The 13989-nt window shown below is 48.8% G+C and carries 12 protein-coding genes; 11 read left to right on the top strand and 1 reads right to left on the bottom strand.

Going from position 1 to position 13989, the window contains the following annotated elements; genetic code table 11:
* Positions 1-46: 46 nt before the first annotated feature.
* Together DFR62_RS08005 and DFR62_RS08000 are read left to right on the top strand one after the other, a co-directional pair.
* A complete protein-coding gene (locus DFR62_RS08005) occupies positions 47-1333 on the top strand; it encodes an adenylosuccinate synthase (protein WP_121299384.1) in 1287 nt (428 codons plus the stop codon).
* Positions 1334-1688: 355 nt separating this feature from the next.
* A complete protein-coding gene (locus tag DFR62_RS08000; protein WP_121299382.1) occupies positions 1689-2975 on the top strand; it encodes a M23 family metallopeptidase in 1287 nt (428 codons plus the stop codon).
* A 401-nt stretch (positions 2976-3376) separates the two neighbouring features.
* On the opposite strand, the gene DFR62_RS17270 is transcribed toward DFR62_RS08000, so the two are convergent.
* The gene (locus tag DFR62_RS17270) at positions 3377-3571 is read right to left on the bottom strand and encodes a hypothetical protein (RefSeq protein ID WP_135449424.1); all 195 of its coding nucleotides are present in this window, start codon (positions 3569-3571) and stop codon (positions 3377-3379) included.
* Positions 3572-3854: 283 nt separating this feature from the next.
* On the opposite strand from DFR62_RS17270, the gene yycF reads away from it, so the two are divergent.
* The 9 genes from yycF to DFR62_RS07955 all read left to right on the top strand — a co-directional run bounded on the left by yycF (position 3855) and on the right by DFR62_RS07955 (position 13933).
* The gene (gene yycF / locus DFR62_RS07995) at positions 3855-4562 is read left to right on the top strand and encodes a response regulator YycF (RefSeq protein WP_058382289.1); all 708 of its coding nucleotides are present in this window, start codon (positions 3855-3857) and stop codon (positions 4560-4562) included.
* 5 nt (positions 4563-4567) lie between these two features.
* Entirely contained in the window at positions 4568-6394 is a 1827-nt protein-coding gene (gene walK, locus DFR62_RS07990; protein WP_101192086.1) for a cell wall metabolism sensor histidine kinase WalK, read from the top strand.
* The gene (locus DFR62_RS07985) at positions 6385-7710 is read left to right on the top strand and encodes a YycH family regulatory protein (RefSeq protein WP_241663096.1); all 1326 of its coding nucleotides are present in this window, start codon (positions 6385-6387) and stop codon (positions 7708-7710) included. The genes walK and DFR62_RS07985 overlap by 10 nt, the downstream gene beginning before the upstream one ends.
* The gene (locus DFR62_RS07980; protein ID WP_121299381.1) at positions 7697-8500 is read left to right on the top strand and encodes a two-component system regulatory protein YycI; all 804 of its coding nucleotides are present in this window, start codon (positions 7697-7699) and stop codon (positions 8498-8500) included. Before DFR62_RS07985 ends, DFR62_RS07980 begins: the two co-directional genes overlap by 14 nt.
* Before the next feature lie 13 nt (positions 8501-8513).
* Positions 8514-9302, top strand: a complete 789-nt coding sequence (locus tag DFR62_RS07975; protein WP_121299379.1) for an MBL fold metallo-hydrolase — start codon at positions 8514-8516, stop codon at positions 9300-9302.
* Between the two features lie 480 nt (positions 9303-9782).
* Positions 9783-10985 carry a S1C family serine protease gene (locus DFR62_RS07970; RefSeq protein WP_121299377.1) on the top strand — a complete coding sequence of 401 codons (1203 nt, stop codon included), beginning with the start codon at positions 9783-9785 and terminating at the stop codon, positions 10983-10985.
* A gap of 267 nt (positions 10986-11252) precedes the next feature.
* The gene (locus DFR62_RS07965) at positions 11253-11465 is read left to right on the top strand and encodes a CxxH/CxxC protein (RefSeq protein ID WP_338324985.1); all 213 of its coding nucleotides are present in this window, start codon (positions 11253-11255) and stop codon (positions 11463-11465) included.
* Between the two features lie 89 nt (positions 11466-11554).
* Positions 11555-12034 (top strand): 23S rRNA (pseudouridine(1915)-N(3))-methyltransferase RlmH, encoded by a 480-nt coding sequence (rlmH, locus tag DFR62_RS07960; RefSeq protein WP_121299375.1) that lies wholly within the window; start codon positions 11555-11557, stop codon positions 12032-12034.
* A 390-nt stretch (positions 12035-12424) separates the two neighbouring features.
* Positions 12425-13933 (top strand): DUF1846 domain-containing protein, encoded by a 1509-nt coding sequence (locus tag DFR62_RS07955; protein WP_121299373.1) that lies wholly within the window; start codon positions 12425-12427, stop codon positions 13931-13933.
* Positions 13934-13989: the final 56 nt, after the last annotated feature.

Genomic DNA, 13989 nt, shown 5'->3' with positions numbered 1-13989 from the left:
AAAGACTGTTTGAAACAGGGCGACAAGCCTAACGGAGGTGCGGACGATGACATCAGTCGTAGTAGTAGGAACGCAATGGGGAGACGAAGGAAAAGGGAAAATCACGGATTTTCTGTCGGAACACGCAGAAGTAATCGCGCGTTACCAAGGCGGCAACAACGCCGGCCACACAATCATTTTTGGCGGCGAAACGTATAAATTGCATTTGATTCCATCGGGGATTTTTTATAAAGATAAAACATCGGTCATCGGCAACGGCATGGTTGTCGACCCGAAAGCGCTTGTGCAAGAGCTGAAAGGCCTTCACGACCGCGGAGTGACGACGGAGAACTTGCGCATCTCAAACCGCGCACACGTCATTTTGCCTTACCACATCAAGCAAGACGAAGTGGAAGAAGCGCGCCGCGGCGCCAACAAGATCGGTACGACTGGAAAAGGCATCGGGCCTGCGTATATGGACAAAGCGGCACGTGTCGGGATCCGCATCGCAGATTTGCTGGACCACGTCGTGTTCGAAGAGAAATTGCGCATGAACTTGAAAGAGAAAAACCGCATGTTCGAGAAATTCTATGAAACAGACGGCTTCACGGTCGAGGAGATCATGGAAGAGTATTATCAATATGGACAGGAAATCGCACAATATGTGACCGACACATCGAAAGTGCTGAACGATGCATTTGATGCCGGCCGCCGCGTCTTGTTCGAAGGCGCACAAGGCGTCATGCTCGATATCGACCAAGGCACCTATCCGTTCGTCACGTCATCCAACCCGGTAGCGGGCGGGGTAACGATTGGCGCAGGAGTAGGCCCGACGAATATTTCCCACGTCATCGGCGTCTGCAAAGCCTACACATCACGCGTCGGCGATGGCCCGTTCCCGACAGAATTGTTCGATGAAGTGGGCGACCAGATCCGCACAGTCGGCAAAGAGTACGGCACGACAACAGGACGCCCGCGCCGCATCGGCTGGTTCGACAGCGTCGTCGTCCGCCACGCACGCCGTGTCAGCGGATTGACGGATTTGACTGTCAACTCAATCGACGTCTTGACGGGGCTTGATACGGTGAAAATCTGTACAGCTTACCGCTACCAAGGCGAATTGATCACGGAATACCCGGCGAACTTGCGCATGCTCGCAGACTGCGAACCGGTCTACGAAGAAATGCCAGGCTGGTCTGAAGACGTAACATCGTGCAAATCATTGGATGAATTGCCGGAAAACGCGCGCCATTACTTGGAGCGCATCTCGCAATTAACCGATGTCCAAATCTCGATTTTCTCTGTCGGGCCGGACCGCAACCAGACAAACATCGTCAAAAGCGTTTGGCGTTAAGCGAATACCCAAAAGCCACTGCCTCTAATTAAGAGGGCAGTGGCTTTTTTTGCGTTTGCTACAAATTCGCCATAAATGAAAAAGTCGTCTCGCGCGCTTATATGTTATTTATGACAATAAGGTCACAGAAACTGGATGCGAAATGGAAAATAAGGACGGAAATCGTAAGTTTTTTGCCTCTATTTGCAGAATTAAAGAAAATCATGACAATAACTGGATAATACTGTATGGTACATAACACTTCTGTAACAATGAGTTTATCGGGTGAGCCTTTGAAAACGGATGTGGTAGAGTGGGGAAGTTGAAAAAACGGAAGACCCCGCGATGGGAGTACGAAAGGAGCCAGACCCGCAACATGAACGTGAAACACCAGAACGAAGATAAGTTGAAACTGCGCAAATGGAAAATCGGAACCGCCCTCGTTTTAGCTGCCAGTGCATTCGGCGCCAACACGATTTTTGCCGAACCGAATGAGCCGCAAAACCTGGAGCCGGTTTATCATATATATCACAACACCAGTTACCTTGGAGCCGTCTCAGACGACGCGCCGATCGACGAATTAATTGATGAAAAACTGGAAACGGCCTCAAGCGAATACGACAACCTGCGCCTCGCGCCGAGTGACAAGCTGAACATTTTAACCGAACAAGCCGTGGCATCCAGCTCGACGGACGACGAGGCGGTCATCAGCCAGCTGGACGATCGATTAAAGGTTAAAGCGGAAGCATTCGCCCTGCAAGTCGACGGCGAAGCAGCGGTCTATGTAAAAGACCGGAAAGCTTATGAGGAGACCGTCCAGCTCATGAAACAAAGCGCTTTAACGGAAGAGGAGCTCAAACAATTCGAAGAGCAGCAAGACGAAAACGAACTGCCTGAGCTGAAAGCGGGCGAATCGCGCATCGTCGATATTTCTTTCTCGGAATCGATCACCGGCTTGTCGAAGCAGGTGGACCCGAAGCAAGTGATGGAGCCGGAACAAGCTGCGGAACACGTAGCAGATGAGCTAGGCGTGGACGTGCTCGTCAATAAAGCCGAAAAAGCATTGAAGAAAATGCCGTACGAAACCGTCGAAAAAGACAGCAAAGACGTCTATATCGGCGAAACGGAAGTCGGCCAAAAAGGCAAGCGCGGCGAAAAAGCGGTGAGCTATGCCGTACGCGAAGTCAACGGCGAACGCGTCGGCCGTTCCGAAACACGGGAGAAAATCCTGAAAGAGCCGGTCGACAAAATCGTCCTTGAAGGCGAGAAGAAATTGCCGGGCATCGGCACAGGCGAATTCACCTGGCCGGCAGACGGCGGCTACGTCTCAAGCAAGAAAGGACAGCGCTGGGGCCGTGCCCATAAAGGCATCGACATCGCGCGGCCCGATACGCTCGATATCGTCTCCGCAGACCATGGGACGGTGACAAAAGCAGGTAAAGCCGGCACATTCGGCAATCGGGTCGTCGTCGACCATAAGAACGGCTATGAGACGATCTATGCGCACCTCTCGTCGATTGACGTCAAAGTGGGCGACAAAGTATCCCCGCACACGAAACTCGGCGATATGGGGACGACAGGACGCTCTACGGGCATCCACCTGCATTTCGAGCTTTCCTACAATGGCCAGGACCGCGACCCTTTGGATTATGTGAAGAAATAAACTAGTAAGAAGCTGCCAGCGTGCTGGGAGCTTTTTTTTGTATTTCAAATGGATAATCTGTGGATGTGAACAAAAGTTTATGAAGTGAAAAAAAGTGATTGGAAAAGCTTTTGCTTTTCGACTGCGTTGCAGGGGGCTGCTTGCCGTGGGGCGGGTGTTGAGCCAACGTGCCACAAAGCGTGGCACGTTTGTCTCGCCAGCCCGCGCGGTCCCACAGGCGTCAGCCCCCTTCCACTTCGTCTCTAGTTTTAGAGTGAGCGGATTGTTTCTTCAGTTCATTTAAAGTGAAGTGTGGAAATGCATCATGTTTTGTAGCTCGTATTGTTTGGATCAAAGAGAGTGTAATTTTCAGTTCAAACACCTATTTGTCAGATGCCGCATCTCAGGAAGCGATTTCCCCACTAGCCGGTAACTCGTACAGAAGCAGATCCACCTAAATACACTCCACTCAATGAAATCACCAAGCCGCCATGCGCCAAGGGTGAGCCGACGCCGTAAGACAGGCGCTCTTCCTGGCTTACGGCAAGAGGCCAACCCAAAGCCGGGCGGCGAAGCGCAAGATGAAGCATAAATAGAATGCTGAGATACTTCAACACGTAAACTCTCACTATCTACTTCAAACTTATCCAGGGAAGCGATTCCCCTGCAAGCCGGCAACTAGCTAAAGAAGCAGATCTATTTAAACTCACCCAAATCAATGAAATCTCTCGCTATCATTGAAAGGCTTTCACGCCTCTAGAATCCGTGCGCCGTTGAGCCCCGCTGTGACCATCCAAAGGTGCGAAATGCTTGAAATAATGATAAAGTAAAGGATAGCAAAGAATGTCAAAACGGCTAGGTACATGTGGAACAAATGGGATGCAGAGGGGGAGAAGATAGATGAATAAAACAATATTAGTTGTAGATGATGAGAAGCCAATTGCGGATATTTTGCAATTTAATTTGAAAAAAGAAGGCTTTAATGTGGTAGTGGCTTATGATGGCGACGAGGCGATCAAAGTGGCGGAAGAAATTCAGCCGGACTTGATGCTGCTCGATATCATGCTGCCGAACCGCGACGGCATGGAAGTATGCCGCGAAGTGCGTAAGAAATTCGATTTTCCGATCATCATGCTGACGGCGAAAGATTCAGAGATCGACAAAGTGTTAGGGCTTGAACTTGGAGCCGATGATTATGTGACAAAACCGTTTTCGACGCGTGAATTGATCGCGCGTGTCAAAGCGAATCTGCGGCGCCAGAACGTCGTGCCGGCAGAAGAGGAAGGCGTAGGCTCGAACGATATCCAGGTAGGGTCGTTGACGATCCAGCCGGATGCGTATTTGGTGTTGAAGCGTGAAGAGACGATCGAATTGACACATCGTGAGTTTGAGCTTTTGCATTATTTGGCGAAACATATCGGACAAGTCATGACGCGCGAGCATTTGCTCCAGACGGTATGGGGCTATGATTATTTCGGCGACGTGCGGACAGTGGATGTCACCATTCGCCGCTTGCGTGAAAAAATTGAAGACAATCCGAGTCACCCAGCGTGGATCGTGACGCGTCGCGGCGTCGGCTACTACCTGCGGAACCCTGAACAGGAGTAAGCTGAATGCTGAAAACCAGTTTTTTTAAGTCGATCCATGTGAAATTTGTGTTGATTTATATTTTGCTGATTCTCTTGGCGATGCAGATCATCGGCCTTTATTTTTCCGAGCAGCTTGAAGGAACATTGCGGGGGAACTTCGAGGATTCCATTAGAGACCGGATGGAAATCATCGAATTCAGCGTGCGCGAAGAAATGATCCGCAATCGGACAGATGAAGACTTGACCATCGAGCAGAGCCTGCGGTCGGTCCTTACGAATTTTGATTCGGGTGATATTGATGAAATCCGCGTGGTCGATAATCGCTACCGTATTTTGGGAACTTCCACGGGTGAGAATCAATCGCTCGTCGGCCAGCGTTCGACAGATGACCAAATTCGCCGTTCCATTATTGGCGAGACCTTATTAGAACAGACGTATATAGACGACAACCGGGAAGAACGGGTATGGGTCAGGACTTTGCCGATTACAGCGGTAGGGGGCGAAATGCTCGGTACGCTCTATGTCAAAGCGGAAGTTGAGAACGTCTATGACCAAATGGATACCATCAACTCGATTTTGGCAGGGGGTACAGCCATTGCATTGGTGATAACGGCTGTGCTTGGGGTGTTGGTCGCCCAGACGATCTCAAGGCCGATCGCTGATATGCGCAAGCAAGCACAAGCGATGGCTAAAGGCAATTTCTCGCGTAAAGTCCGGGTCTATAGCGAAGATGAAATCGGCCAGTTGGCCCGTGCCTTCAATCATTTGACGAACCGGCTGCAGGAATCCCAGCAGTCGACGGAAAGCGAGCGGCGAAAACTTGCTTCGGTGCTTGCCAATATGACGGACGGTGTTCTTTCGACCGACCGCAGAGGGCGCATCATCTTGATCAACGAACCGGCTTTGCAATTATTAAATGTTTCACGTGAAACAGTGATCAACCGGCCGGTCACGACAGTGCTGGGATTGGATGAATCTTATACATTCGAAGATTTAATCGATATGCGCGATGCAATCACGCTGGATATCAGTTCGCAGGATCAAGCGACGCTGTTGCGCACGACTTTCTCGGTCATCCAAAAAGAGACCGGTTTTGTCAACGGCTTGATTGCCGTTCTGCACGATAATACAGAGCAGGAGAAGATCGATATGGAACGCCGCGAGTTTGTGGCGAACGTATCGCATGAATTGCGGACACCGCTCACGACGATGCGCAGTTATTTGGAGGCGCTCGCTGATGGGGCGTGGCAAGATCCGGATCTTGCACCGAATTTCCTTAATGTGACGCAGACCGAGACCGAGCGGATGATCCGCCTCGTCAACGATTTGCTGAAACTGTCGAAGATGGATTCGAGCGAAGCGGATTTGAGCCGCGAAATGGTCGAATTCGGCGTGTTCTTCAATCGCATCATTGACCGTTTCGAGATGTCGAAATCACAAAACGTGTCATTTGAGCGTAAAGTGCCAAAATCACAGTATTTTGTGGAAATCGATACCGATAAATTGACGCAAGTCATCGATAACATCATTTCTAATGCCTTGAAATACTCACCGGAAGGCGGTAAAGTGCGCTTTTCCGTCCGTGAGAAAGAAGGCGAATTGCTCGTCTCGATCAGCGACGAAGGAATGGGCATCCCGAAAGAAAACGTCGAGCGGATTTTCGACCGTTTCTACCGTGTCGACCGTGCGCGTTCGCGTGCAATGGGCGGAACTGGACTGGGCCTTGCGATTTCGAAGGAAATGATCAATGCCCATGGCGGCAGAATCTGGGCACAAAGCAAGTACGGCAAAGGGACTTCGATTTACTTCACCTTGCCATATGAAATTGATGATGGAGGTGAATGGGATTGAAGTATTTGGAGCATGTAAAATCCATTGCCCTGTTCATCCTGATTTTTCTCAGCTTAGCACTGACCTTCACGATTTGGACCTTCACCCCGTCGCTTGAAGAGATTGAAACGCCTACACAAGTGGACGTGGCAATCGGCAATAAGCGCAGTGCAGACGAAGTCGTCCGGCCGGTGAAAGTGCTGTATCATCACGAAGATAAAGTGACCGGCACTTTTTCCCAGACTGAAATCGAAGAGATGCTGGAAACAATCCAGCAATGGCAAATTTCCGATGTCCAGATATTTGAAGAAGAAGCAGGGACAGAAGTACTGAAGCAATATTTACAAAATCCAGGGCGCACCGTGCTGTATTATCCAGGTGCTGTGCCGTTCCCTGTGTTCGATGCCATTATGGACATTACCGATAATAATTTACCGGAATCGACCTTCAACCGCGTTGTTGTCGAATGGGGAACAGAGGAAGATCCCGATTCCGTCATTTATTTTATCAACACCGGTTCAGGCCGTGTATACGAGGCACAAGTATCGGAAACAGAGTTGATAAAATTCCGCGGCGATTATGTGCAACAGTCGGAAGAATATGATCGCTATATCACGGATCCGCGCATCGGCAATTTGCCGGTTTATGTGCCGGAAGATCCGATAGAGAAGACTGGCTTTGACTACCTATTGGAAGAAACCTCGGCGGCCATCTTTGCGGATGCCATTATGGACAGCCCGTCTGCAGAATTTGCAGGGGATCTGCAAAGTGAGGAGTTCACCGATGATTCGGGTGCGATCATGCGTGAATTGGATAGCCAGAAAAGCATCAATTACGTGCAGCCTAAAGCCGAAACCTCTGACCCGGCGATCCCGTCCGATCTCGTGTTCAACTCCATCAACTTTGTTAATGAGCATGGAGGATGGACCGATCAATACGTGTATTTTGGCATGAAATCGGTCAATCAGCAGATCAGCTATCAGCTGTTTTTCGAAGGTTCCCCGGTTTTCAGCAATATGACAGCTGTAAGTTTAGATGTTGAATGGGGGATAGACAACGGCATTGAGCAGGCATTCCGCTATAGCCGCCCGACTTATTTGCTTGATTCGGTCGCAGAAACCCGCACAATTGAAATGGCGTCTGGCGAAGCGGTATTGGATGCTTTGGCCCGACTTGAAATGGACCTATCGACAATTGAAGCGGTAACGATCGGCTACGAACTGACTGAATCAGAGCCTTTGATCACCTTTCAACCCGCTTGGTATTATAAAGCAAATGGCAAATGGACACGGCTATCTGACGAATCAGTAGGAGGCGTGAAGCTTGGATTGGAGTAAAACAAAAACCATTTTCATAGTTGTCTTTTCGATTCTAAATGTCTTCTTGTATTCGTTGTATATCGACCGCTATACGGAAGCAGAACGAATTGAATTGCTTCCGGAATCGACCATCGATGAGAAATTACGCGGTGATAATATCACTTATTCCGCTTTGCCGGAAGTCTCAGAAGACAAGCCATACGTACGCGGTGAATCGAAATCTTTTGCTGGCACCGAATTGGATATTGATGGCATCGTCAACGTCCTGGAAGACCGGATGCTGCAAGTAACTTACGATGAACCGATTGACTTGGAGGGCGACAAAGCAGACGCATTGGCAGCTTTCATTGAAGAGGAAGTACCGGAAAGCTCGGAATACAGCCTTTGGCAAATCGATGAAGATCAGAACCACGCGGTGTTTTTCCAGCAGATGGCGGGTGTCCCGTTGTTTTATAGCAAGGGCGGCCAATTGACCGTGTTCTGGGATGAGAATGACGCCGTTATCGGTTTTGAGCAGACCTTATTCGACAACATCATCGAAAATGAAGAACAAAAGAAATTGATTTCACCACTTCAGGCAATCCATACCCTTTACCAGAAGAGCTTATTGGAGACAAACAGCCGCATCACCGAAGCTGAACTTGGCTATTCGACACATGTTCAAGTATCGGAGAACCGGCAAATGTTCGTCCCAACTTGGCGCATCCGCGTGAAGGATTCCGAAGGCGAGGAAACGGATCATTTCGTCAATGCCATCAAGGACGGTGTCATTGAGCTGAACAAACAGAAAGAGGAAACAGCAGAGTAAGGAGATTTTAACTATGCGCTTTAGTGTATTGGCCAGCGGTTCGACTGGCAATGCCATCTATATAGAAAACGACGAGCATACGTTTTTAGTGGACGCAGGGCTTAGCGGCAAGAAATTGGAGTCGTTATTCGCCTCCATCGGCCGCGATATGGGCAAGCTCGACGGCATTCTTGTCACCCATGAGCATAGCGATCACATTAAAGGGCTCGGCATCGCCGCGCGCCGGCATAAAGTGCCGATTTACGCCAACGCTAAAACGTGGACGGCGATGGACGGGCTGGTCGGCGAGATTCCGGTCGACCAGCGTTTCCATTTCGATATGGAGACGACGAAATCGTTTGGCGGCCTCGACATCGAATCGTTCGGCGTGTCGCATGATGCGGCGGACCCGATGTTTTATGTATTCCATGAACATGGGCGCAAACTTGCGCTGATCACCGATACGGGCTATGTCAGCGACCGCATGAAAGGCATCATCGGCGCGTCCGATGCTTATGTGTTTGAGAGCAACCACGACATCGGCATGCTGCAGATGGGGCGCTACCCATGGTCGGTCAAACGACGCATCCTGAGCGACGTCGGGCACGTGTCGAATGAAGATGCGGCGGTGGCGATGTCGGAAGTGCTCGCGGAGAAGCCGACGCGCATCTACTTGTCGCATTTGAGCAAAGACAATAACATGAAAGACCTCGCGCGCATGAGCGTCGAGCAGACCTTGCAGACGAAAGGCATCTTCGTCGGCGATTATGTCGATTTGTTTGATACCTCGCCGACTGAAGCGACGCCTTTGGTTGTGGTGTGAATAGATGTAGGAGCAGAGACTGTCCCAGAAGCCTGAAAAATGGCTTGTCGGGCAGTCTTTTTGTTTTTTTAGAGCCGCTGATGTCCGTGAAAGTGGACGCTTTCGGGCCCACAGGATGTGGGTCATGCAGCTGGCGCGGTCTCGCATTTAGCCGCTGATGCTCATTGCGGCGGACGCTTTCCGCGGGCATGGCCTCAGCCGCTTCCCTCGCTTCGCTCAGTCCAGGGTCTTCGGCTCATGCTATTCCCGCAGGAGTCGCCGCCTCCATTCCCATCAGCTAGTGTGGGATGAATATAGAGGTCGCAGTAATAGTTGTGGAAAGCATCATCTTACTGCGCTGCGGCGGCCAGTCATCCAGTTTAAAAGTGTACAAAGTAAGTTGGATTATGACTTCCTGACAGGCTCACACAGGGAGGATTGCTTGCATTTTGGCGGGTACATCTTATGATAAAAAGAGAGACATAAGAGAGGATGGAGGCTATGGGTTATTACAATCAAACGCCGAATGGCAGGCAGCCGAAGCCGAGCCATGCGGGCAGTTTCTTTGCGGGGGTATTCGGCGTACTGGTCGGAGCGTTATTAATGTGGCTGTTGTTTTCGCAAGCACCGGGCTTATTGCCAGGCACCGAATCAACAAATTCCGGCACCCAGATCCAGCAGCAAAACCGTGAGCAGCAAGGCGCGTCGCTTGATATCACGACCGATGTGACGAAGGCCGTCGATGAGGCGTCGGATGCGGTAGTTGGCGTGTCGAATCTCCAGACAGGCGGGGATTTCTTCTCGCAAAGCCAGGAACAGGCAGTCGGCACGGGTTCTGGCGTCATTTATAAAAGTGAAGGCGATACCGCGTATGTCGTGACGAACCATCACGTCGTTGACGGCGCGAGTGGCATTGAAGTGACCTTGGCCGACGGGACAAAAGTCGACGCACAAGTGGTCGGCAGCGATATTTGGACCGATCTCGCTGTTCTTGAAATGAGCAACGAGAAAGTGCAGGGTGTTGTAGAGCTGGGTGATTCGGATGCGTTGAAGCGCGGTGAAGCGGTTATCGCGATCGGCAATCCGCTTGGCCTTGAATTCTCAGGTTCTGTGACGAGCGGCGTCGTGTCAGGCACTGACCGGGCAGTTCCAGTCGACCTGGACGGCGATGGCACAGAAGACTGGCAAGCGGAAGTCTTGCAGACAGATGCGGCGATCAACCCCGGTAACAGCGGCGGCGCGCTCGTCAATTTGGCAGGGCAACTGATCGGCATCAACTCGATGAAAATCGCCACTTCGCAAGTCGAGGGCATTGGCTTCTCGATTCCAATCAACTCGGCACTGCCAGTCATCAATCAACTCGAAGCGACGGGTGAAATGGTGCGTCCGGCGATGGGCATCACGCTGATTGATTTGGCGCAAGTGCCGAGCACATACCGCGATGATACATTGAATTTGACGGAAGAAGTCACGGCGGGCGTCGTTGTGAGCTCGGTTGTCCCGTCTTCCGCGGCGGATGAAGCGGGCATGCGCCAATATGATGTCATCGTCGAGATGGATGGGGAAGAGATCGGGGATATCATCGAGTTGCGCAAGCATCTTTACAACGAAAAGCAAATCGGGGATATGCTCCAAGTAAAGGCATACCGAAACGGCGAATTGCTCGAATTCGAGCTTGAGCTCACCGACAATTCCACATTATAAGACCCAGCAGTTCCGTAAGGTGTTTTATACACCGAATGGAACTGCTTTTTTCATTTCCGAAAATGAAAATGAAAAATGAAAATCAGCTGAATATTATACACTTCGTAGCACGAATTTTTAGCTGAAATGGGGTAATTGTTCGGGAAAATGGCATGTGGATAACTTTTTTGTTAAAAATCGATTATTAACAATCCACAGGTGACAAAAGCTTCGCTATCCGTAGTGTTTTATATCTGTTAAAATGGATTGTGGATAAAAGGGAACGAAATGTGTATAACTGTGTTGAATATTCGGAAATCGAAAGGGGGCGTAAAAATGGAGTTATATTGCTGCCAAACGCACGTGGGACAAGGACTTGACGAATTTGTTGCCAAAACAGAAAGCTATCCTATACTGACTGAATTATCAGATAGCAAAAAGTTATCCACAAAGTGCAACTACTGTGAAGAACAGGCATTGTATCTTGTGGCGGATAAATAAAATTCTACAATATGTAGAATCGCCTGTGGATATGTGCATAAACTCTGTGGGCAACTTGTTTGTAAATTTCGTGTAAAGGGGGATAAGTTGTGAACATTTCCATTGTGACCGTCGGAAAACTGAAAGAGAAATACTTGAAAGCGGGCATTGCAGAATATGCAAAACGCTTAGGGGCTTATGCAAAAATTGCGGAGGTAGAAGTCGCGGACGAAAAAGCGCCGGAGCAATTGAGCGAAGCAGATATGGAAATCGTCAAGAAGAAAGAAGGCGAGCGCATACTCGCCAAGATCCCGCAGGACGCCTACGTCATCGCCCTGGCGATCGACGGCAAGATGAAGACGTCCGAGCAGCTCGCCAAAGACATGGAATCGCTCATGACCTACGGCCGCAGCAAAGTCGTCTTTGTCATCGGCGGATCGCTCGGCCTCCATGACGAAGTCTTGAAGCGCGCGGATGAGAAATTGTCGTTTTCCAAGATGACGTTTCCGCATCAATTGATGAAATTGATCTTGCTGGAGCAGGTATACCGGGCTTTCCGGATTATGAAGGGTGAACCGTATCATAAGTAAGTGAGGTTTATACTAGTAAATAAACTCTAACTTATACATGATTTGTCTAAATGCTATAGACAATCCATTTTTTAAACCGAATTCTAATGTTTTCTTTACACCGATAGATCAAATTAATTCAGTTATTGAAACTATCTAAGGAAAACAGGTTTTCATCATTTGGATATGCTAAATATTGATTTGAATTCTGTTATTTTAGTTGAATATATCCTTGGTGAGGCCACTGCGCTTTTTTGGATACGCCACTCAATGAAGCAATTGGACCGATTTACTTTTTTTTTCAAAAATTTATAATGATAAAGGATAGATTTTTATTGGTACTTTCTCTTAATGCGTTTTTATATACTGGATAAGAGAAAACTTGAAGTATAGAAGGCGGGACTGAAATTAATGAAAAAAATTGGATTTGATTCGGAGAAATATTTGCAAGAACAATCAGCCTACATCCTGGAGCGGGTGCAGCAGTATGATAAACTTTACTTGGAATTTGGCGGAAAATTGATAGGCGACAAACATGCCAAGCGTGTGTTGCCTGGATTTGATGAAGATGCCAAAATCAAACTATTGCATACACTGAAAGAAAAGGCGGAAATCATCATCTGTGTCTACGCTGGAGACATCGAACGAAACAAAGTCCGTGAAGATTACGGCATCACTTATGACCAAGATGTCCTGCGCTTAATCGATGAATACCGGGCATACGGCATTTCTGTCAACAGTGTTTTGATCACCCGTTACCAGGGGCAGCCAACAGTCAAAGTATTTATGACAAAGCTTGAGAGAAGTGGAATTAGCGTCTGTATTCACCGCGAAATCGAAGGTTATCCGGCAAACGTGGAGGCGGTCCTTGGGGAAGAAGGATTTGCGACAAATCCTTATATTAAAACGACAAAGCCGATCGTGGTAGTAACGGCCCCTGGCCCGGGCAGCGGAAAGCTCGCCACTTGTCTTAACCAAATGTACCATGAGAATAAACTGGGGAATGAAGCCGGCTATGCCAAGTTTGAGACTTTTCCGGTTTGGAACTTGCCGTTAAAGCACCCAGTAAACATCGCTTATGAAGCGGCTACCGTCGATTTAAAAGACGTAAACATGATTGATAATTATCATTATGAAGCGTATGAGAAAGTAGCGGTCAATTACAATCGTGATATTGAGACATTTCCTGTCATCAAACGGATTATTGAAAGGATTACCGGCAAAGAGTCTGTTTACAGCTCACCGACTGATATGGGGGTTAATCGCCTGAAATCGGGCATCACGGATGATAGCGTGGTCCAGGAAGCTGCCAAGCAGGAAATCATTCGGCGCAGTTTCGTCGTAGAGAACGATTATAAAAAAGGGCTTGCCGATGAAGACAGTGTACGCCACATGCAAGTGATTCTAGAAGAGACCGGTTTAAAGAAAGAGGATCGGGCACCTGTATTGCCTGCGCGTAATTATGCGAAAGCAATCCAAGCGCAAATTGACAGCACGAATTTACAAGCTGTAATTGCGATAGAACTGCCGAATGGCGAGATGATCACCGGTCGAACGACCACTTTGATGGATGCTTCGGCAGCCGCGATTCTGAATGGGTTGAAGAAATTGACCAATATTTCCGATGAAATTGATTTGTTGTCGCCGATGATTTTACAAACGATTCAACGGTTGAAAACCGATGACTTGAATAGCCGCGTCCCGACATTAAGCGCCAATGAAGTGCTCATTGCACTGGCAATCAGTGCGGTCACCAATCCTACTTCAGAGCTGGCTTATAAGCAATTGCCACATTTAAAAGACACCCAAGCCCATTCTACGGTTATATTGAATAGAGAAAACGAACAGACCTTTAAGAAGCTTGGAATCGACATCACCAACGATCCGGTATATCCAACTGAGAACCTATATTACAATTAGATTTTAGAAAACACCTGCCTTTTCCCCTTCTATAAAAGCTTGAGGCGGATGTATTT

The organism is Planococcus citreus (genome assembly GCF_003664125.1).
Lineage (GTDB): Bacteria > Bacillota > Bacilli > Bacillales_A > Planococcaceae > Planococcus > Planococcus citreus.
Note: the sequence above shows the minus strand (reverse complement) of the source record. Positions and strands in the feature narration are given on the sequence as shown.